15 protein-coding genes and 2 tRNA genes are annotated in these 20,528 nt (G+C 78.1%); 11 read left to right on the forward strand and 6 right to left on the reverse strand.

Annotated elements, in window-relative coordinates; genetic code table 11:
* Window positions 1–21: 21 nt before the first annotated feature.
* The 5 genes from galE (at window position 22) to RTG05_RS01945 (ending at window position 7,385) form a co-directional block, all read left to right on the forward strand.
* Window positions 22–1,008: a UDP-glucose 4-epimerase GalE gene (gene galE, locus RTG05_RS01925; RefSeq protein ID WP_166527225.1), complete on the forward strand. Its 987-nt coding sequence runs from the start codon at window positions 22–24 to the stop codon at window positions 1,006–1,008.
* A 253-nt stretch (window positions 1,009–1,261) separates the two neighbouring features.
* Window positions 1,262–2,596: a hypothetical protein gene (locus RTG05_RS01930; RefSeq protein WP_315912235.1), complete on the forward strand. Its 1,335-nt coding sequence runs from the start codon at window positions 1,262–1,264 to the stop codon at window positions 2,594–2,596.
* Between the two features lie 117 nt (window positions 2,597–2,713).
* Window positions 2,714–5,038, forward strand: a complete 2,325-nt coding sequence (locus RTG05_RS01935) for a bifunctional polysaccharide deacetylase/glycosyltransferase family 2 protein (protein WP_166527228.1) — start codon at window positions 2,714–2,716, stop codon at window positions 5,036–5,038.
* Complete coding sequence (locus RTG05_RS01940; RefSeq protein ID WP_166527229.1) at window positions 5,035–6,093, forward strand: glycosyl hydrolase family 18 protein; 1,059 nt, start codon at window positions 5,035–5,037, stop codon at window positions 6,091–6,093. The genes RTG05_RS01935 and RTG05_RS01940 overlap by 4 nt, the downstream gene beginning before the upstream one ends.
* Entirely contained in the window at window positions 6,090–7,385 is a 1,296-nt protein-coding gene (locus RTG05_RS01945) for an acyltransferase family protein (RefSeq protein ID WP_166527230.1), read from the forward strand. Before RTG05_RS01940 ends, RTG05_RS01945 begins: the two co-directional genes overlap by 4 nt.
* A gap of 8 nt (window positions 7,386–7,393) precedes the next feature.
* Here the strand turns inward: RTG05_RS01945 and RTG05_RS01950 are convergent, their stop codons facing one another.
* The 5 genes from RTG05_RS01950 to RTG05_RS01970 form a co-directional block, all read right to left on the reverse strand.
* The gene (locus tag RTG05_RS01950; protein ID WP_166529438.1) at window positions 7,394–8,446 is read right to left on the reverse strand and encodes a PHP domain-containing protein; all 1,053 of its coding nucleotides are present in this window, start codon (window positions 8,444–8,446) and stop codon (window positions 7,394–7,396) included.
* Window positions 8,443–8,991 (reverse strand): DoxX family protein, encoded by a 549-nt coding sequence (locus RTG05_RS01955; protein ID WP_208104749.1) that lies wholly within the window; start codon window positions 8,989–8,991, stop codon window positions 8,443–8,445. Before RTG05_RS01955 ends, RTG05_RS01950 begins: the two co-directional genes overlap by 4 nt.
* A gap of 352 nt (window positions 8,992–9,343) precedes the next feature.
* The gene (locus RTG05_RS01960; protein ID WP_315912236.1) at window positions 9,344–10,939 is read right to left on the reverse strand and encodes a hypothetical protein; all 1,596 of its coding nucleotides are present in this window, start codon (window positions 10,937–10,939) and stop codon (window positions 9,344–9,346) included.
* 91 nt (window positions 10,940–11,030) lie between these two features.
* The gene (locus tag RTG05_RS01965; RefSeq protein WP_166527232.1) at window positions 11,031–11,618 is read right to left on the reverse strand and encodes a phosphatase PAP2 family protein; all 588 of its coding nucleotides are present in this window, start codon (window positions 11,616–11,618) and stop codon (window positions 11,031–11,033) included.
* A 32-nt stretch (window positions 11,619–11,650) separates the two neighbouring features.
* A complete protein-coding gene (locus tag RTG05_RS01970) occupies window positions 11,651–12,184 on the reverse strand; it encodes a CGNR zinc finger domain-containing protein (protein ID WP_166527233.1) in 534 nt (177 codons plus the stop codon).
* Window positions 12,185–12,332: 148 nt separating this feature from the next.
* On the opposite strand from RTG05_RS01970, the gene RTG05_RS01975 reads away from it, so the two are divergent.
* From RTG05_RS01975 to RTG05_RS01990, 4 genes are all read left to right on the forward strand, one after another.
* Window positions 12,333–13,538, forward strand: coding sequence for an MFS transporter (locus tag RTG05_RS01975; RefSeq protein WP_166527234.1), 1,206 nt, complete (start codon window positions 12,333–12,335; stop codon window positions 13,536–13,538).
* Between the two features lie 96 nt (window positions 13,539–13,634).
* Window positions 13,635–13,723 (forward strand) — tRNA-Ser (locus tag RTG05_RS01980).
* Between the two features lie 21 nt (window positions 13,724–13,744).
* A tRNA-Arg gene (locus RTG05_RS01985) sits at window positions 13,745–13,817 on the forward strand.
* 117 nt (window positions 13,818–13,934) lie between these two features.
* Entirely contained in the window at window positions 13,935–17,411 is a 3,477-nt protein-coding gene (locus RTG05_RS01990) for an ATP-binding cassette domain-containing protein (RefSeq protein WP_208104750.1), read from the forward strand.
* A gap of 306 nt (window positions 17,412–17,717) precedes the next feature.
* On the opposite strand, the gene RTG05_RS01995 is transcribed toward RTG05_RS01990, so the two are convergent.
* On the reverse strand, window positions 17,718–19,037 hold the full coding sequence (locus tag RTG05_RS01995) for an alpha-hydroxy-acid oxidizing protein (protein WP_166527236.1): 1,320 nt from the start codon (window positions 19,035–19,037) through the stop codon (window positions 17,718–17,720).
* A 178-nt stretch (window positions 19,038–19,215) separates the two neighbouring features.
* Between RTG05_RS01995 and RTG05_RS02000 the strand changes: the two genes are divergently transcribed.
* Together RTG05_RS02000 and RTG05_RS02005 are read left to right on the forward strand one after the other, a co-directional pair.
* Window positions 19,216–19,875, forward strand: a complete 660-nt coding sequence (locus RTG05_RS02000; RefSeq protein WP_166527237.1) for a hypothetical protein — start codon at window positions 19,216–19,218, stop codon at window positions 19,873–19,875.
* A 25-nt stretch (window positions 19,876–19,900) separates the two neighbouring features.
* The gene (locus RTG05_RS02005) at window positions 19,901–20,416 is read left to right on the forward strand and encodes a MarR family winged helix-turn-helix transcriptional regulator (protein ID WP_315912237.1); all 516 of its coding nucleotides are present in this window, start codon (window positions 19,901–19,903) and stop codon (window positions 20,414–20,416) included.
* Window positions 20,417–20,528 lie beyond the last annotated feature (112 nt).

The raw sequence follows: 20,528 nt of genomic DNA on the forward strand, positions 1-20,528 counted from the left end.
GCGACGACTACCCTCCGCCCGGTGACCTGGCTCGTCACCGGCGGCGCCGGTTACATCGGCGCCCACGTCGTCGCCGCGATGCGGGAGGCAGGGGAACAGGTCGTCGTGCTCGACGACCTCTCGACCGGTGACGCCGGGCGGGTGCCGGGCGTGCCCCTGGTCGTGGGCAGCGTCCTGGACGGGCCGCTGGTGGGCCGCACGCTGCAGGAGCACCGGGTCAGCGGAATCGTGCACGTGGCCGCGAAGAAGCAGGTCGAGGAGTCGATCCGCCGTCCGCTGTTCTACTACCGGCACAACGTCGAGGGGCTGCGGGTCCTGCTCGAGGAGGCGGTGGCCGCGGGGGTCGCCGACCTCGTCTTCTCCTCCAGCGCCGCGGTCTACGGCACGCCGGACGTCGACCTCGTCCGGGAGGACACCGACTGCCGACCGGTCAACCCGTACGGGACGACGAAGCTCGCCGGGGAGCGGATGGTCGCCGAGGTCGCGGCCGCGACGGGTCTGCGCCACGCGACCCTGCGCTACTTCAACGTGGCCGGGACGGCGGCCCCCGCACTCACCGACCGCGGGGTCTCCAACCTCGTGCCCATGGTCTTCCAGCGGATCGAGCAGGGGCTGCCACCGGTCCTCTTCGGCGGGGACCACCCCACCCCCGACGGCACGTGCGTGCGGGACTTCGTGCACGTGGCCGACGTCGCCTCGGCCCACGTCGCCGCCGCGCGGGCCCTCGCCGACGGGCGGGTGACGGCGGTGACGGCCAACGTCGGCCGCGGGGAGGGCACCTCGGTCCGCGAGGTGGTCGAGACCATCCGGTCGGTCACCGGCACCGCCGACGACGCGTGGTCCCGGCCGGTGGTCGGCCCGGCCCGGCCCGGTGACCCGGCGCGCGTGGTGGCCTCGGCCGACACCATCCGCGCCGCCCTCGGGTGGCGCAGCCGGTACGACTTGGTGGAGATGGTGGCCTCGGCCTGGGCGGGGTGGACGAGCCGCGACCGTCGCCCCACCGGCTGACCGGGTCCTCCCCCCGGGCGTCCCGTGCTGCCGGAGAGCAACCGGACGACCACCCAGCGGCCCGGTTGTGGTTGCGGAGAGTACCGAGGTCGCTGACTCTGCGTGAGACACGCCCGGTGTCGCGGCCGCCCGCGCGCCGGACGGTTGATCTTGTGTCGACCGTGGCGGCAGGTTGCACCCCGGATCAGGGCGGGCCTGCAGCCGGTGCGGCGCACGGTCTCGACCCTGCGGCGTGCTCCGGGGGAGGGCAGACGTGGTGGGTGGCGAGGGTGCGCGGGGGAGCGGCTCCGCCGCGTCGCCGCGGCCGGCCGGCCACGCCGCGCTGCACGCCCTCGGGGCGTCGTCCCGGCGGACGTCGCTCCGGCGGGTGCTGCTCGCCGGGCTGCTGCTGCTCGCCGCGTGGCTCCTGGTGGCGGTCGCCGCCGCGGACCGGGCGTCGGCGCACGACGGCGGCCGGGCCGGGGACCGGGGTGCCGGGTCGCCGGTCACCGACACAGCCGGCGCCACCGGGACCGCCGCTGCGCCCCCGGTGGCGGAGGCCGAGCCGACCGCCGAGCCGGCGCCCGCCGACGTCCCGAGCGGGTCGACGGCACCGGACGCCGGCGGGCCCGGCACCGCGGTCGCCCCCGGTCCGGCCGGGACGCCGGCGCCGGCCGGACCGGTCCCCGCGGACCCGCCGGCCGCCGACCCGCCGACCGTCCACCCGCCGACCACCGCACCCACGACGACCTCCGGGTCGACCGGCGGGCCGGTCGGCGACGGGGACGTCGACCCGGCGGAGGAGCCCGCCACGGCTCCCGGTCCCACGACGACTCCCGCTCCCACGACGACTCCCGGTCCCGTCGCTCCTGAGGAGCCGGACGACCCGGCGCAGACCGGGGACACGACCGGCGGCGACGCCGCGCCGGAGGACCCGGCCACCGCCGACCCGCTCCCGTCGGACCCGGCCGCGCCGGCGCAGGACGTGGAGGCCCCGGCCGTGGGGGACCCGGGCGTGGGGGACCCGGCCGTGCCCACCGTCACCGGGCCCACGGACGTCGACCCCACCGTCACCGGGCCCACGGACGTGAAGCCCACCGTCACCGCCCCCACCGTCACCGACCCCACCGCACCGGCCGGGGACCTGCCGGCACCGGTCGACCCCGCCGGTGCACCGGTCCCCGCCGGGCCGGCACCCACCGAGCTCGGCCCCCCGGGCGCGACCGACGGGGAGCCCGCCGGTACGGGGGACCGGGCCGCGCCCGCACCCCGGGGCGCCGCTGCCCGGTCCGCGACCGCGACCGACACCGGGCCGGGGCCGTCCGCGGTCGCCGGCATCGAGGCGCCCGTCGCGCCGTCGGAGCCCGCGCCGCCCGTCCCGCCGCTGCCACCGGGCCCCACCGCCCCGGTGGCCCCCGGCGGTGCGCTGACCGGCGGGCCGGGCTGCTCCTCCACCGGCTCGGCCGGGCACGGCTCCGCCGGCCCGGTCGCCGCGGTCCTCCCCTCGACCGCGGTGCCGCCGGCCTCCGGGTACGCCGGGCGGCCGGAGACCACCTCCGCGGACGCCCTCGCCGGCGCGGCCGACGACCCGGGCTGCCGTCCCGGCTGACGCGCGTCCGTCCGGCCGACCCACCGCGCCCCGTCCGCGCGCCCTCGGCCGGCCCCGCACGGGACACCCGTGCCCGCCCCGTCCCCCTGCTCGCCGCACCCGAGGAAGAACCCACCCATGGGCCGACCCACGCCCGCCCGGCGCCCGCCCGTCTCCGGACCCGGCGCGGCGCCCGTCTTCGCCAACCCCTCCGGCAGACGCTGGCGCCGCCTGCGCGCCGTCCTGCTGACCTCGCTGGTCACCCTCGTCGCGGCGGCGGCGGTGGTGCTGACGAACGTCCTGTCCGTCCCCGCCCTGGCCGGTGAGCCCGTCCCGGACGGCCCGACGGTGCTCGAGGTCGGGGCGCCGCCCGTCGTCGGGGAGGGGCCGCTGGTCCGCGTCGTCCGGCTGCTCCGGGTCGGCGGGGTCACCTACGGCCAGGACCCGTTCGACGGCCAGGTCGTGACCGCGCTGTCCGCGCCGGACGCCGCGGAGACCGCCCGCTCGGAGTACGCCCTGCAGCGGCACGGCTACGACGAGACCGCCCAGCGCACGGTCTCGCTGACCTTCGACGACGGGCCGCACCCGGTGTACACACCGCGCCTGCTCGACCTGCTCAGCGAGCACGGCGTCCCGGCGACGTTCTTCGTGACCGGCGACCAGATGGTCCGCCACCCGGAGATCATGCGGCGGATCGTGCGGGAGGGGCACGCGCTCGGGAACCACTCGCTGACGCACATCGACGTCAACACCTCCACGGCGTTCCGCGAGCGGGCCGAGATCACGCTGACCGACCGGATCATGCGCGCCGGGACCGGCCGCTACGCGTCCTACTTCCGTCTCCCGTACGAGGGGGACGACGAGGAGTCGATGCGGGACGACGCCCCGGGCATCCTGCGCGCCCAGCAGCTGGGGTACACCGTCGTCTCGCACGACTTCGACCCGCACGACTGGGCCTACGCCTCCGGTGAGCGCACCGGCGAGATCCCGCTGCCGCCGCTGGGCCGACAGGACGACATCACCGTCCTGCTGCACGACGCTGGCGGCAGCGACCGCTCGATGACCCTCGCCTACGTGGAGCGGCTGGTCGGCGAGGCCCGGGCGGCCGGCTACACCTTCACCTCCATGCCGCAGGTGTCCGCGGACCTGCGGGCCCGCACCGGGGAGGTCCGGCCGACGGCCTGGGACCACGCGGCCGCGTGGCTGGCCACCGCGGTGTTCGTCTGGCCGGACTCGCTGCTGCGCGTGCTGTTCGTGGTCGCCGTCGCCACGATGCTCGGCTTCGGCCTGCTCAACACCGTGCTGGCCCTGCTGCGCGCCCGCACGGCCGGCCGCCGGACGACGACGGCGCGGCCACCGGTGGCCGTGCTGATCGCCGCCTACAACGAGGAGCTGGTCATCGCCCGGACCCTGCAGACGGTCCTCGCCTCCCGGTACCCGATCGAGCAGGTCGTCGTGGTGGACGACGGCAGCAGCGACGCCACGGCCGACCGGGTCCTCGAGGTGGCCGCCGGGGACCCGCGGGTCCGGCTGGTGCGGCAGCCCAACGGCGGCAAGTGGGCGGCGCTCAACCGGGGCATGGCGGGCATCGCCCAGCCCTTCGTCGTGACCATCGACGCGGACACGCTGCTGGCCCCGACGGCGGTGGGCGCGCTGATGGCGCGGTTCCACCGCCCGGACGTCGGGGCGGTGGCCGGGGTGGTCAAGGTCGGCAACCACGCCCGCAACCTGGTCACCCGGTGGCAGGCGCTGGAGTACGTCACCCAGATCGGCGTCGACCGGGCCGCGGCGGCGCTGCTGAACGCGGTCATGGTCGTCCCCGGCGCCTGCGCCGCCTGGCGCACCGACGCCGTCCGGGAGGCCGGCGGGTACAGCGACGCCACCCTGGCCGAGGACTGCGACCTCACCCTGATGCTGCACCGGCACGGCTGGCGGGTGGAGCAGGCCGACGACGCGATCGCCCTCACCGAGGCCCCGGAGACCGTCGACGCGCTGCTGCGCCAGCGGGTGCGGTGGGTCTACGGCACCCTGCAGGCCGTCTGGCGGCACCGGGACATGCTGCTGCGACCCCGCTACGGGTGGCTGGGCCTGCTCACCATGCCGATGACGGTGCTCACCGTGCTCATGCCCATGGTGTTCACGCCGTTCGTCGCGGTGGTGCTCCTGCAGATGCTCGCCGAGCAGGGCCCGCTGCCGGTGCTCGGCTACCTCGGCGCGTTCTCCCTCGTCTACGGCGTGCTGGCCGTGGTCGCCGTCCACCTGCTGCGCGAGCGGCCGGCGCACCTGTTGATGGTGCCGGTGTACCGGCTGGTCTACGAGCCGCTGCGGGCCTACCTGCTGTACGCCTCCCTGGGGACGGCGCTGCGCGGGGTGCGGCTGGGCTGGGACAAGCTGGCCCGCACGGCCAACGTGGACGAGCCCCTCGTGGCGCCGGTGGCCCGCCCCGGGGCGGTGCGGCCGTGACGCGGCGGGTGGTGCTCGGCGTCCTGGCCGTCGCGGTGCTGGTCGCGGCGGCGCTGACCGCCGTCCTGCGGCCGTGGACCCCCGACCCGCCGGACCGGCTGGTGGCCGCGGCCTGGCTGCCGGTCTGGGACGAGCGCGCCCCGGCGTCCCTGGCGGCCGCGCTCGACGAGGGCGGTCTCACCGAGGTGAGCCCGACGTGGGCGACGGTGCGGCCGGACGGCTCGCTGGCGGTGACCCCGCCGCCGCCGGAGGTGCGGGAGCGGCTGGCCGCCGCGGACGGCGTCCAGGTGATCCCGGCGGTGCAGAACTACGCCGACGGGGCGTGGCAGGGCGACGCGGTCGCCCGGCTGCTCGCCGACCCGGCCGCCGCCGAGGCCCACCGGCGGGCCCTGGTCGACCTGGCGCTGACCTCCGGCTGGGACGGCGTGGACGTCGACTACGAGAGCCTGCCGCCGCTGGCCGGGCCGGTGTTCACGCAGTTCCTGCGCGCGCTGCGGGACGACCTGCACGCCCACGGCCTGCAGCTCACCGTGGCCGTCCCCGCCCGCGACGCGGAGGAGACGCCGTACGCGCTGGCCTACAGCTACCGGCTGATCGGGCAGATCGCCGACCAGGTGCGGCTGATGACCTACGACCACGCCTGGAGCGGCAGCCCCGCCGGCCCGGTCGCCCCGGCCAGCTGGGTGGAGGACGTCGTCGCCTACGCGGTGCAGCACGTGCCCCGCCACAAGCTGATGCTCGGCCTGGCCACCTACGGCTACGACTGGGTGGGCGACCGCGGCAGCACCGTGCAGGCCGTCGACGCCCTCGCGCTGGCCGACCGGGTGGGGGCGAGGCCGCGGTGGGACGACGCGGCCGCCGCGTGGACCTTCGGCTACGCCGAGGGCGGCCGGGAGCACACCGTCTGGTTCGAGGACGCCCGCTCGCTGGCGCGCAAGCAGCAGCTGGCCGTGGCGGCCGGGCTGCGCGGGATCGCGATCTGGCAGCTCGGCGGGGAGGACCCGCAGGTCTGGACGTCCGTCAGCAGCGCCACCCGAGGGGGGACACCGTCGTGAACCGCCGGGAGAGCACCTACGTCAAGTCGCTGGTGCTGCTGGCACTGGCCGCCGTCCTCACCGCCAGCGCGCACCCCCGGCCGTGGTCGGCCATGGTCTTCCCCGCAGCCGGCGTGCTGTTCGCCGCGGGCGGGGCGGCCGCGGCGGCCCGGCTGGACGCGGCCGGCTCGGCGCGGGCCTACCTGCGGCGGGCCGCCCCGGCGCTGCTCCTGCCGTTCTGGGCGTTCGGCGCCGCGGTGGTCACCGTCATGGCGCTCGGCGGCTGGGAGTCCGACCCCGTGGCGGGCTCCGCACCGCTGGACTGGCGCACCGGGTGGCTGTGGCTGTTCCCGCTCGCCGACCCGCCGGTGTCCACCGACGGGCTCGGGCTGGTCGGTCCGCTGTGGTTCGTGCGGGTCTTCCTGTGGCTGGCGCTGCTCACCCCGCCGCTGGTGTGGCTCGCCCGGCGGTGGCCGCTGCGGCTGATGGCGGTGCCGCTGGTCTGCATGGGGCTGGTCACCGTGGGCATCGCCAACCCGCTCGGCACGACGGCCGACATCCTGCTGGGTCTGTGCGCCTACGCGGGGTGCTGGCTGCTGGGTGCCGCGCACCACGACGGCCGGCTGCGGACGGTGCCCGCGGGCGTCGCGCTGGGCGGCGGGGCCGTGCTGACCGCGGCCGGGATCGGCCTGGCGCTGGCGCAGCAGGAGCTGCACGGCACCTACGGCCTGGAGGCCAACCCGGCCGCGGCGATGCTGTTCTCCCTGGGCGGCGTCCTGGTGCTGCTGCGGCTGGACCCGTGGCTGCGCGGGCTGGACCGCGTGCGGGGTGTGCGCCCGGTGCTCTCGCTGGTCCACGGCCGCACGTTGACCGCCTTCCTGTGGGTCGACCCCCTGGTCGTGCTGACCCCGCCGGCGCTGGCGCTCACCCCGCTGGCGCCGTTCCACACCGCCACGCCCCGCGGGGTCCTGCTGGAGCACGCCGCGACCTGGGTGCTGCTGCTCGGCGCGGTCGTGGCGCTGGGCTGGCTGGAGGACCTCGGGGCCGGTCGCCGGCCGGGGCTCCTGCTGCGCCGGCGCCGCCCGGGGAGGGCCGTCGCCGCGGCCGGCGCCGTTGCGCCCGCCGTCGTCCCGGAGCAGGCCACCGTCCCGGAGCAGGCCACCGTCCCGGTGCCGCCCGCCGTCGCCGGCCCGGGCGGCCCCGCACCCGTGGCCCCGCGGCCACGGCCCGGCCCCTACCTGCTGCGCGGCAACGTGGTGGCCGGCCGCGAGCGGGAGGAGGCGGTGGTGCCCGGGCGGCGGCAGCCCGGCTGACCGGCCGGCTACCCCGCCGTCCAGGCCAGCAGCTCCTCGGCCGGGCGCGTGTTGACCACGCGCTCCGCCGGGACGCCGACCTCGACGGCCCGCTCGCACCCGTTGCCCTGCCAGTCCAGCTGCCCGGGGGCGTGCGCGTCGGTGTCGATCGAGAACTCGCAGCCCAGCTCGACGGCCAGGGCGAGCAGCCGCAGCGGCGGGTCCAGCCGCTCCGGGCGGGAGTTGACCTCCACGGCGGTGCCGTGCTCGACGCACGCGGTGAACACCGCCTCGGCGTCGAAGGTGCTCTCCGGGCGGGGCCGCTGCCGGCGTCCCTCGCGCTGCTCGCGGGGGACGAGCAGCCGGCCGGTGCAGTGCCCGAGGACGTCGGTGTGCGGGTTGGCGACCGCGGTGAGCATCCGCGCGGTCATCGCGGCGGACTCCGCACGCAGGTCCGAGTGCACGCTGGCCACGACGACGTCGAGCCGGCCGAGCAGCTCCTCGGTCTGGTCCAGGCTGCCGTCGGCGTTGATGTCGCACTCGATGCCGGTGAGGACCCGGAAGGGCGCGAGCTCCTCGTTCAGCGCGGCGACCACGTCCAGCTGCCGCTCGAGCCGCTCGGCGGACAGCCCGTTGGCGACGGTCAGTCGCGGCGAGTGGTCGGTCAGCGCGATGTACTCGTGGCCCAGCCCGATCGCCGCCTCGGCCATCTCCCGGATCGGGCTGCCGCCGTCGGACCAGTCGGAGTGCACGTGCAGGTCCCCGCGCAGCAGGGCGCGGAAGGCGGCGACGTCGTCGGCCAGCGGCACCAGCTCGCCGTGGGTCTCCTCCAGGCGGGCGAGGTACTCCGGCACCTCGCCGGCGTGCGCCTGCACGATCGCCGCGCCCGTCTTGGGGCCGATGCCGCGCAGGTCGGTGAGCGTCCGGGTGCGGATCCGCCGGTCGAGCTCATCGGGTCCCAGCGAGTCGACGACGGCGGCGGCGGTGCGGAAGGCCGCGACGCGGTGCGTGGGCTCGCGGGCGCGCTCCAGGAGGAAGGCGATCCTCCGGAGCGCGCCCGCCGGCGGGAGCGGGTCGCTCAGCGCGACGCCTTCCGCAGCCTCTTCTCCGACTTGCGCTGGGCCTTGGCGGCCCGCTTCTGTGCGCGGTCCAGGCTCTTCTCGGTCGCCTGCCCGGCGCGCGAGGCGGCGCGGCGGGCGCGGTAGCCCACCGACGGCCGGCCCTCGGTGTCGACGGCGGCGATGAGCAGCCCGCCGAGCATGCTCAGGTTCTTGGCGAAGTGGGCGGTCTGCCCGAACCGCTCCTGGGGGTCCTCGTGCTCCCAGAACCGGTGCCCGGCCAGCGTCGTCGGCACCAGGCTCGCCGAGAGGACCAGCGCCGAGAGCCGGGGCAGCCGGCCCAGGGCCAGCAGCGAGCCGGCCGCGACCTGGGCGCCGGCGTTGACCTTCACGTACTGCTCGACGTCGCGCGGCAGCTGCACCGGCAGCTGCTCGTCGGCCTTGGCCGTGATCTGGTCGACGACGGGCTTGGCACCCGGCACCCGGCTCTGCGGGTTGCGCAGGGTGTCGATGCCGCCGTAGACGAACGACGAGGCGAGCAGCGGCCGGGCGATCCGGCGGACCAACATGGGGGACCTCTCTCCGTGGGTGGACTCGGTGCGCTGGGTGCCCCGGTGGAAGCCGGGGGACCCCTGACCGGGACCGTAGTGAGGTCCCCGTGACTCCGCTGGGTCAACCCCCGCGCCGTCGGCCGCGAGGTCTGCCCCCACGCCACCGGGCGGCCCCGTGACTGCCCGGTGGCGTGGGGTGCAGGACCCGGCGTCGAGTGCGACGGAGGACGGCGCGACGCCGGGACGGCGACGGGGCGGGCCGGCCCGCGTGGTGGCGGGCGGGCGTGGGACCCCGTCGACGGCGCAGGCCCGGCGGTGCCGGGCCTCGGGTGCGTCCCGACCCAGCGCGGGGAGCGGGACGCGGCCGGACTCAGTCGGGCCGGGCTCCGGGCCGGTCGGCGCCGGGGACGGCGCGGGCGGCGCGCTCGACCGCGGCCCGTGACCGGGCGGGGGTCAGCGCCGTCGTGGCGGTGGGGTCGACGACCGCGACCAGCAGGGGGCCGCCGGGGTCGGCGCCGTGCGCGCCGCCCGCCGTCGTGCCGCCCGCACCGGCCGGGGACCAGCCGGGCGCGGGTGGGGTGGCCGGCACGGGGGGCTCGGCCGGGGCGAGCGGCGGCAGCGGGTCGGGCCCGCCGGTCGGTGCGGTGACCTCGGACGGCGACCCGCCCGCGGTCGGCGCGGTCCGTGCGCCGCGGTCGGGGCTGCTCTCCGTGGCCCGCAGGACCGGCGCGCCGGCCGTGGGCTCGCCGCAGGGCGGGACCGGTGCGCCGGCGGCCGTCAGGGGTGCCACGGCCGGGTCCTGCGGCAGCAGCGGTCCGGCCTCGGGGGTGGCTGCGGCCGCGGGGACCGCCGTCGCGGGGTCGCTCGCGGCCGGGTCGGCCGGGTCAGCCGGGACGGGCAGGGGCGGCTGGGCGCCCGCGGTCGCGACGTCACCGGCCTCCGGCGTGAGGGCGGGCGCCGGGACGGGCGCGGAGCCGGCGGGGTCGGACACGACGGGTGCCGGGCCGGCGACCTCCGGTGCAGGGTCCGTGGCGGGGTCGACGGTGGGGTCCGGCGTGGGGACCGCGGTGGGGTCGGTGTCCGCTCCGGTACCGGTGCCCGGCGTCCCGCCGCTCCCGGCCGCCGGTGCGCCGCCGGACGGCGGGCCGCCGACGGGTGGGGCGTCCTCGGCAGGGGGGACGTCGTCTGCCCTCGGGTCCGGCTCGTCCAGGGGGAGGACGCCGTCCGCGACCGGACCGCTGGTGTCCCCGGGCACCGCGGGCGCCGGTCGCCCGGTCCACGCCGGGGGTGCGGCGTCGTCATCCGGTGCGGCGTCGTCCTCCCGAGCGGCGTCGTCCTCCCGAGCGGCGTCGTCCTCCCGTGGGGACGGGGTGCCAGCCGACGGGACGACGGGCGGGGGTGGCACGGCGGGGGCCGTGGAGTCCGGGCGGGGAGGGTCGGCCGGGGACGGTGCGGCCGGGTCCCGGACGTCGTCGGCGTCGGCCGGGGGCGTGCCGCCGTCCTCGGCGTCGGCCGAGGGCGTCCCGTCGCCGGCCGGTGGCGGGTCACCGCGGTGCGGGGCGTCGTCGCCGACGGGCCCACCGGTGTCCGGGGGCACCTCGGGCGCCGGCCCGCCGTCCGCAGGCGGGACGGGGTCCGCCGGGGCGCCACCGGTGCCCACCCCGCCGGCGGGGTCCCCGGCGTCCGGTGCAGCCGGTCCCGCCGCGGACCCCGCGTCCGCGGACCGCCGCGCGTCGGACGGGCCGTCCGCGGCGGAGGCCCGGTCGGCGAGCAGCACCAGCAGCAGCCACGCCAGGGCCGTGAGCAGCACCAGCCCGACCGGCCGGCGGTACCCGCCGCGCGGGCCGGCGGCGGGCAGGGCCGGACGGTGCGCCCACGCGCACAGCCCACCCACCAGGCCCAGCCCCTCCCACTCGGGACGTGTGGTGGCCCGTCCGCAGGCGAACCGGCCGGTCCGTAACAGCACGATTGGGCCGGCGCACCGAACGGGCAACCCCTGCGGCCCAGGACCCGCCCGGCGCACCGCCCGTGCTGACCACCCGTGAGCGGACGGGTCGTCAGGGTGCCGACGCCCGGGTGCCCGTCCCTCCACGGGGTGGTCGGTGACCCGGGGTCGGCGCCGTCCGCGCCGGCCACCGGTGCCACCCGGCGAGGGCCACCGCCGCGCCGACCGCGAGGCCAGCGACGACGTCCCCGGGGTAGTGCACGCCCACGTGCACGCGGGAGTAGCCGACGGCCACCGCGAGGGGCGCCAGTGCCAGGCCGGCCGCCGGGCACTCCAGCGCCACGCCGGTCACGAAGGCACCGGCCGAGGAGGCGTGCCCGCTGGGGAAGGAGTGCGTGTCCGGCGCCCGGTGCAGGAGGCGGTGCACCGGGTGGGCGGCCAGGTCGGGGCGGCGGCGGCCGAACACCGGCTTGAGCGCGGCGTTGACCAGCCCGCTGGAGACCGCCATCGAGCCCAGCCCCCGGACGGCGCCCCGGCGCAGCGACCCACCGCGCAGTCCCAGCAGCGCGCCGGTGACCACCCAGAGCCGGCCGTGGTCGGCGGCGGTGCTCAGCCGGCGCAGCCACGGGTCGGCCGCGGTGGCCGGCAGCCCGCCGACGGCGGAGTGCAGGCGCGCGTCCCAGTGCCGGGCCCCCCGCATGACCCGGACGCTAGCGTCTCGGTGACCTGGGCTCAGGAACGCCGGCGGGCCCGGTAGGCGGCGACCGTGGAGCGGCTGGCGCAGGTGTTGGAGCAGTAGCGGCGGCTGGCGTTGCGCGAGGTGTCGACGTAGACGTCGTCGCACCCCTCGGCCGAGCAGACGCCCAGGCGCTGCCACCCGTGCTGGGCGACGACCTGGGCGAGACCCATCGCCACCGTGGTCGTCAGCTGCTCCAGCGCCGGGGCCTCGCGGCGGGCGTGGTGCAGGTGCAGCTCGCCGTCGTGGTCGGTGGCGTAGGGCTGCGGGTGGGCCAGGGCGAGCAGGGCGTTGAGCCGCTCGAGCACCTCCGGCTGGGTGCGGGCGACGGCGACCGCCCGCACCAGGTCCGCGGTCTCGGCGGCCCGCCCGACCTCGTCCGGGGACAGCTCCGGAGCGGTGCCCGGCTCGAGCCACTCGGCGTGGGTGCGCAGGAACGCCGCGGCCCAGTCCGGCCCGGCGGCCCGGTCGGCGTTGGCCAGGTCGATGGCCAGCTCGACCGCCGTGGACCCGTAGGTGTCGTAGTCCATGCCCGTCTCCTGCCGCTGGTGTGCACCGACACGCCGTAGGGGGCTACGGCGGCTTGACCGCCTACGCACTCCTCCGTACCGTGTAGGCAGTCAACGGCGTTTGACCGCCTACTCTTCCCGTCCACCCCTCGTTCTGAGTGAGTTCGTCGTGCGTTCCTACCTGTCCGTCTGGCGCCTGCCGTCCGCCCCGGTGCTGCTGGTCGCCGGTTTCGCCGGCCGCCTCCCGTCGGCCATGGTCCCGCTGGCGCTGCTGCTCATGGTGCAGCAGCGGACCGGCTCCTACGCCGTCGCCGGCCTCGCCGCTGCCACCTACGGGTTGGCCATGGCCGGGATGGCGCCGGTCCTCGGCCGGCTGGCCGACCGCCGCACCCCGCGTCCGGTGCTGCTCGCCCAGGCCGCCGGGTACCCGCTGCTGCTGGCCCTGCTCGTGGCCGCCGTCCTCGGGGGCGCGCCGACGGCGGTGGTCCTCGCGGCGTCGGCCGCGGCGGGCGCCGCGACGCCGCTGGTGTCCGGTGTGGTCCGCGCGCTGTGGTCCCGGGTCGACCCGGAGGTGCGCGGCACCGCGTTCGCCCTGGACGCCACCGCCACCGAGCTGGTCTTCGTCGCCGGCCCGACCCTGGTCGCCGCGCTCACGGTGCTCGCCGGCCCGGCCTGGGCGCTCGGCGTGTCCGGGGTGCTGGCGGTGGCCGGCGCCCTCGGTGTCGCGACGTCGGCCGCGATGCGCCGGTGGGTCCCGGTGCCGGACGGGCCGCGGACCTCGCCGTTCGCCACGGTGCTCACCCCGGGCCTGCCGCGGGTGCTGCTCAGCGGTGCCGCGCTGATGCTGGGGTTCGGCGCGCTGGAGGTGGCCGTTCCCGCGTTCGCCGAGGCCGCCGGCGCGCCGGGGGCGTCCGGCCTGCTGCTGGCCCTGTGGGCGCTCGGCTCGGTGGCCGGCGGGTTGTGGTTCGGCGCCCGGGTGGTCAGCGTCTCGCTGCCCCGGCAGTACCGCTGGCTGCTGCTGGGCGTGACCATCGGCCTGGCGCCGCTCACCGCGGCGTCCAGCCCGTGGGTGCTCGGCGCGCTGCTCTTCCTGGGCGGCACGGCCATCGCACCGACGCTGACCGTGCAGAACTCGCTGGTCGGCTCGATCGCCCCGGCGCACGCGACCACGGAGGCGTTCACCTGGCTGTCGACGATGGCCACCGGCGCGTCCGCGGTCGGGGCGGCGCTCGGCGGGGCGCTGATCGAGGGCCCGGCCGGCGTCACCGGCAGCCTGCTGCTCGCCGTCGCCGGCGCCGCGGTCGCGGTGCTGGTGACCCTCGTGCCCGGCCGGCGCCCGACCCGCGGGCGGGCTCCGGAGCCGGTCGCGGCCTGAGCCGCTCCGCCGGGGGGTCGGCCGCCCCCCGGCGGACCGCCGCCCCCCGCGCTGGTAGTCTTCTCTCTCGGTGGTTCCGGGGGGACTCGGGCCTCGGGAGGCTTCGCCTAGTCCGGTCTATGGCGCCGCACTGCTAATGCGGTTTGGGTTAATCCCCATCCCGGGTTCAAATCCCGGAGCCTCCGCGCAGGACAACTGAACAGCAGGCACCCGTAGCTCAACGGATAGAGCATCTGACTACGGATCAGAAGGTTAGGGGTTCGAATCCCTTCGGGTGCACGTCTGGTTGAGACAGCACAGCGGCCCCGCCCTCCTCGTCGAGGGCGGGGCCGTGGTGTGTCCACGGCCGGGGAAATGCGGAGGCGGCCCGTCCGGCGTCCGGGTGAGCATGGAGGCGTGACGAGCACCGTGCTGCGCGAGGCGGCCGGGCCGCGGCCCGTCGCCGTCCCCCCGGTGTCGCTCACCTGGCGCCGGCTGGCCGGCCCGGCCACGACGGCCGCCGCGACCGTGGCCGTCGTCGGGGCGGCAGCGGAGACGCTGGCCGCCGTCGTCGCGGGCCGGCTCGCCCAGGGCCCCACGGCCGGCCTCGTCGCCGCCCTCGCCGCGCTGCTGCTCGGGGCGACGGTGCTCGACACCGCCGGCCGCACGGTGTTCTCCGGCGTGGTCGGGCGCGCCGAGGGGCGACTGCGCGCGGACCTGCTGGCCGCCGCGCTGCGCCAGCCGCTGTCGGCGCTGCAGGAGCAGGCCGTCGGCGAGGTCGTGGACCGGGTCGACGACGACCCGCGCCAGGTCGGCGTGCTGCTGCGGCGCACCGGCTGGGAGATGACCCGGTCGGTGCTGCGGTCGGTGCTCGCCTGGGGAGTGGCCGGGCTGACCTGGTGGCCGGCGTGGCTGGTCTTCCCCGTCGTCGCCGCGCTGGTCGTCGTCGTGTCCCGGCGGCTCACCCCGGTGATCGCCGAGCGGAAGGTGCGGGAGGAGGTCGCCTGGTCCGACCACTCGGCGCAGCTGGAGGAGGCCGTCACCGGGCGGGACGACGTCCGGTCCAGCCTGGGCCAGCCGCACGTCGTCCGCCGGTACGCGCTCCGGGCGCGGGACGTGCTCGACCGCGTCCGGTCCACCAGCGTCGTGTCCGCGCAGGTGCTGCTGCGCACCGGCCTGGTGCTGCACGCCGTGCTCGGCGGCCTGGCGCTGGCCGGCGTGGCGCTGGTCGCCGGAGGCGGGCTGGACGTGGCCGGGCTGGTCACCCTCTGGTTGCTGGTCACCGCCTTCGTCGGGCAGCTCAGCCAGGTCAGCCACCAGATGCCCGAGGTGCAGGCCGGGGTGGGTGCGCTGACCCGCATCCGCGCGCTGCTGCACGCCGCGCAGGAGCCGGGGGGCGGCGCGTCGGTCCCGTCCGGGCCGGTGGACGTCGAGGTGCGCGCGCTCACCGCCGGCTACCCGGGGGGCTTCACCCTGCGCTCGGTGGACCTCTGCGTCCCCGCCGGGACCACCTGCGCCCTGGTCGGCCGGACCGGGGCGGGCAAGTCCACGCTGGCCGCCCTGCTGTCCCGGGCGGTGGAACCCCCGGCGGGCAGCGTGTTCGTCGGCGGCCAGGACGTCACCGTGACCGCGGTGGAGGACCTGCGCCGGGCCGTGGGCGTGGTCACCCAGCGCACCGAGCTGCTCGCCGCGTCGCTGGCCGACAACGTCACCCTCTTCGCGGACGTGCCCCGCGACCGCGTGCGGCAGGCGGTCGACGCGCTCGGCCTGCAGGCCTGGGTCGCCGCGCTGCCCGACGGCCTGGACACCCGGCTGGGCACCGGCGGGACCACCCTGTCGGCCGGCGAGGAGCAGCTGGTGGCCTTCGCCCGCCTGCTCGTCCGCGACGTCGCCGTCGTCGTCCTCGACGAGGCCACGGCCCGGATGGACCCGCAGACCGAGGGGCTGGTCACCCGCGCCGCCGACCGGCTGCTCGCCGGGCGCACCGGCGTGGTGATCGCCCACCGGCTGTCGACCACACGGCACTGCGACGCGGTCGCCGTGCTCGACGCCGGCCGGGTCGTCCAGCACGGCCCCCGCGCCCGCCTGGCCGCCGAGCCCGGGCCGTTCCGGGAGCTGCTCGCCGCGGCCGGCGACGCGGCGGAACCCCCGACGGCGACCCGGCCGCTGGGCCGCGCCGCACGCCGGCCGCCGCGGCCGGCGGCACCCGCGCCGCGGCCCAGCCTCACCCGCACGGTGTGGCGGATGCTCCGCGCGCACCCGCGGTGGGGGGTGGTCGGCGGGGTCGGCTTCCTGGTCGGGTCCCTCCTCGGCGCGTACGGCGCGGTCACCGGCTGGCTGTGGGGCCGGCTGGTCGCGGCGCTGGACGCCGGCGCCGCACCGTGGGGGACCGCCGCGGCGCTCGCCGTCGCGGTGCTGGCCACGCCGGTCGCCCTGGCGGTCGCCTTCCGGGTGTACCCGCTGTGGTGGACGGCGGTGACCCTGCAGCTGCGGCTGGCGGTGCTGCTCGGGCAGACGTCGCAGCGCCGGCTGGCCCGCACGCCGCCCGGCGAGGTGACCGCCCGCGCCCTCGACACCGACCGGGTGGTCTGGTATGCCGACCGCTGGGTGGACATCGCGGTCGCCGGCGTGGTCGTCGCGGGCACCGCGGTGGCCGGGCAGAGCCTGCTGGCGGGCGCCCTCGTCGCCGGCGTGCTGGTGCTGTCCGCGCTGGTCTCCGCCGCCGGTGCCCCGCTCGCCGGCTCGTCGGCGGAGGTGGCCGGCGACGAGCGGGCCCGCTTCGGCCGGTCGCTGGTGTCGGTGCTCGACGCCGCCCGCACCGTGAAGCTGGCCGCGGCGACGGCCGCCGTCGAGGACCACCTGCGGCGGGTCGACCGGCGGCGGGTCGCGGCCTCCGTCCGCGAGCACCGGGTGCGCTCGCTGCTCGAGGGGGTGCCGTGGCTGCTGGTCCACGGCGGCGTCGTGCTGACCTGGGCGGTGTACCTCTCGGGCAGGTGGGACCTGGCCACGGCGCTGCTGGTCAGCACCGCCGTCACCGGCTCGGCGTGGTTCGGCACGGTCGCCGCCAAGGCGGTCACCGAGGCGCCGGTCGCCGCTCGGTGGCTGGAGGCCGCCGCGCTGCTCGCCGGGACCGCGGACCTGGTCACCCCGCCGTCCGGGGTCGACCTGGTCACCGGCCGGGCGCCGGCGCCGGTCCCGGCCGACCGCGTGCCGCTGCGCCGGCTGCGGCTGGAGGACGTCAGCGCCGTGCACGACGACGGCACCGTCGGCGTCGCGGGCGTGCACCTGACCGTCGAGGCGGGGGAGCTGGTGCTGCTCACCGGGCGGGTCGGCTCGGGCAAGTCCAGCCTGCTGTCCAGCCTGGCCGGGCTGGTCGACCACGAGGGCGCCATCCGGTGGAACGGGCACGAGGTCGACGACCCGCAGCTGTTCCTGCGCCCCGGGCAGGTCGGCTACGTCGGCCAGCTGCCGCGGGTGCTGTCCGGCTCGTTCACCGACAACATCACCCTCGACCACGCCCGGACCGTCGACTCCGCGGTCGACGACGCCCGGCTGGGCCCCGACGTCGCCGACGCCGGCGGGCACGGCGCGCTCGTCGGGCACCGCGGGGTGCGGCTGTCCGGCGGGCAGGTGCAGCGCCTGGCGCTGGCCCGGGCGCTGGCCACGGACGCCGAGCTGCTGGTGGCCGACGACGTCTCCTCCGCGCTGGACGCCCGCACCGAGACCGAGCTGTGGGAGGCGCTGCGCCGGCGCGGGGTCACCGTGGTCGGGGCGAGCTCGAAGCGGTCGGCGCTGGCGCGCGCGGACCGGGTCGTCGTCCTCGACGAGGGGCGGGTCGCGGCCACCGGGCGGTGGTCGGACCTGGTCAACGAGTGGGGCCACCTCGCCGGGTGAGGCCGCGCGCTCGCCGGCGAGACGCCGGGGGCCGGTCGTGGTGGCGCGGGTGCTCGTGCTCTGCCCACGGTGGTGGGCAGAGCACGAGTGTCCACGAGCAGGGGTGCTGGCCGCCGTCCCGACCCGGCATGGACGGCGCCGCCGTCCGCGCGGGGTGGTGTGGGGGCGGGGGGCCGGTCCTGGCGGTCTGGCCGCGTTGGTCGATCCACCCAGCGTTGGGTGGCCACTCGTTGCCGGCTGCCCCCGCCCGTGACCACTGTGACCCCGGTCACTCCCGCCGGTCAAGACCGGCCCCGGCGTGTCGGCTCAGCCGACCCGCCGCAGCACGTCCGGGGTGAGCTGGCCGACGGCGGTGTGCCCGGTGAGCCCCAGCGTCAGGTCGAACTCGCCCAGCACGTCGGACACCACCTGGCGCACGCCCTCCTCGCCGGCCAGGGCCAGCCCCCACGCGTACGGCCGGCCGAGCAGCACCGCCCGGGCGCCGAGGGCCACCGCGGTGAGCACGTCGGCGCCGCTGCGCACCCCGCTGTCCAGCAGCACCGGTGCGCGGTCGCCGACCGCGGCCACCACCTCGGGCAGGGCGTCCAGCGCGGCGATCGAGCGGTCCACCTGCCGGCCGCCGTGGGTGCTGACCACCACGCCGTCCACGCCCTCGTCCACCGCCCGCCGCGCGTCGTCGGGGTGCAGCACCCCCTTGAGCACGATCGGCAGCCGGGTGCGGGCCCGAAGCCACGCCAGGTCGGCCCAGGTGATCGAGGGCCGGGAGTAGATGGACAGGAAGGTCTCGACGGCGGCCCGGGGCAGCGGGGAGCGCAGGTTGTCCAGCAGCGGGCCCGGCCAGGCCCGCGCCATGCCGACCAGCGCCCGGACGGCGGACAGCGTCGGCCGGGGCTGGCGGTCCCGCCGCGCCGCGGCGCCCGGCTCGGTGGGTGCGGGGGCGGCGGCGCGCTCCCGGACCAGCCGCCGGAACACCGGGTCGGAGGTGTACTGCGCGATGCCCTTCCCCAGCGCGAAGGGCAGGTGGCCCAGGTCCAGGTCGCGGGGGCGCCAGCCGAGCATCGTGGTGTCCAGGGTGACCACCAGCGCGTCGCAGCCGCTGGCCTCCGCCCGCCCGACCAGGCTCTCCACCAGCTCGTCGGACGTCGACCAGTACAGCTGGGACCACCGCGGGGCGGGGTGGGGGGCCTGGTCCATCGCCGCGGCGCACTCCTCCATGGGCACCGAGGCCTGGTTGGAGAAGACCATCGGCACCCCGAGGGACGCCGCGGCGCGGGCGACCGCGAGGTCGGCGGCCGGGTGCACCAGCTCCAGCGCCCCGACCGGGCCGAGCAGCAGCGGGGCGGGCAGCCGCCGGCCGAGGAGCTCCACCGAGGTGTCCCGGGCGCTGACGTCGCGCAGCACCCGGGGGACGAGGACCCAGCGGTCGAAGGCGGCGCGGTTGGCCCGCTGGGTGGCCTCCTCGCCGGCCCCACCCGCGACGTAGGCGTACGCCCGGGCCCCCAGCCGCGCGCGGGCGCGGCGCTGCAGCGCCCGCGCGGCGGTGGGCACGAGCGGCCGGCGCCCGTACACCCCCGCGCGGTAGACCTCGTCCTGCCGGCGGCGACCGGTGCCCGCTGCTGAGTCCACGGGGGCACCGTAGTGAGCGCGGGATCACAGCCCGTCGCGCGGGGCGGCCCCGACTCTCCGCCGACACGCCGGGGCGACACGCGCCACCGGCGTGGGATCGGACCACCTCGGGCCCGGTCACCTGCATCATGGTCGGCACCGGGGCGCCGTCGGCACCTCGGCGCGGCAGCAGGGGGACGTGCACGTGCAGGTGGCCACCAGGCCGGCACCCGTGGCGGTGCTCGGTGTCCTGTCCGCCGCGCTGTTCTGCGCCGGTGTCGCCCTGGCCGGCCCCGCGGCCGCCGTCGACCACGCGGCGCTCCCCGACGCCCGCGTCACCCACGGCCCCAGCTGCCGGCCGGGCGGGGTGGTCGTCGAGGTGACCGCCGGCACCGCCGGCTACGCGGTCACGCTGGCGACCGTGCGCCGTCCCGCAGGGGAGGACGCCGCCGAGCTCGCCCCGGGTGCCGTGGTCGTGCTGCGCACGGGGCCGGTCGACTGGGGGGAGACCGTCGACCCGTACCTGGAGTACGTCCCGCTGGACGGTTCGGGCCCCGGCCACGTCGACGACCTGACCGGCTTCGACTTCACCCGCCCGGCGGCCGGGGAGTGCGCCGCCATCTCCGGTGCCGCGGTGGTGCCCGCGCTGGAGGGGCCGTCGGGCGGGGATCCCGCGGGGTCGCCGGTCGTCACCGTCGCCACCCAGCAGGTCTCTGCCGGGGAGGACGGCGAGAGCCGCTGGCCGCTGCTCGCCGCCGGCGGGGTGCTGCTCGCCGCGGGTGCCGGGGCCGCGGTCGTCTCCGGGAGCCGCCGGCCGGGTGGCCGCCCGCGGTCGTCGCCGCCCCTCGGGAGCGCCTGAGCGCGCCGTCGGCGACGATGGACCGGTGGCCCGCCCCGACGACGTCCCGGCGCTCGACGTGACCGCCGGGCCGGTCCCCGGGGACGTGGCCGACGTCCCCGGCGTGGCGCCGACCCCGGCCGAGACGTGGCTGCGCATCGTGCAGGTGCACGACCGGATCACCCGCCGCGTCGACTCCGCGCTGCACCGGCGGCACGACCTCTCCCTCACCGGGTACGAGGCACTGCGGCGGATCGCCGAGGCGCCCGGCGAGCGGGCCTCCATGGGCGAGGTGGCCGAGGCGCTCGGCATCTCGCGGGCCGGGGTGACCAGCACGGTGACCCGCCTGGTGGCCGGGGGCTACGTCGTCCGTGAGCGGTCCTCCGGCGACCGGCGGCTGCTGCACGCCCGGCTCACCCCCGCCGGCCGGGCCAAGGTCGAGGACGCCCGGCTGACCCACGACGGCCTGGTGGCCCACCTGCTCACCCTGCTGGGGGACGACGCCGCCGTGGTCACCGACGCCCTCGCCCGGGTGTCCGCCGCCGCCCGCACCCGCCGCTGACGAAGGACCCCCCTGCCCCCCACCACTCGCACGCTCGCGGCGGGGCCCTGCAGGGGGGCCACCTGCAGACGGGTGGCGGTCACTTCAAGCCCGTAGTGTTTCCGCTACACCC

The organism is Geodermatophilus sp. DSM 44513, assembly GCF_032460525.1.
Classification (GTDB): Bacteria; Actinomycetota; Actinomycetes; order Mycobacteriales; family Geodermatophilaceae; genus Geodermatophilus.

Excerpts from the sequence above, each read along its gene's own strand:
- RTG05_RS01935 (WP_166527228.1), top strand. The coding sequence starts at position 2,714 with ATGGGCCGACCCACGCCCGCCCGGCGCCCGCCCGTCTCCGGACCCGGC.
- RTG05_RS01955 (WP_208104749.1), bottom strand. The coding sequence starts at position 8,991 with ATGTTGGTCCGCCGGATCGCCCGGCCGCTGCTCGCCTCGTCGTTCGTC.
- RTG05_RS01965 (WP_166527232.1), bottom strand. The coding sequence starts at position 11,618 with ATGCGGGGGGCCCGGCACTGGGACGCGCGCCTGCACTCCGCCGTCGGC.
- RTG05_RS01970 (WP_166527233.1), bottom strand. The coding sequence starts at position 12,184 with ATGGACTACGACACCTACGGGTCCACGGCGGTCGAGCTGGCCATCGAC.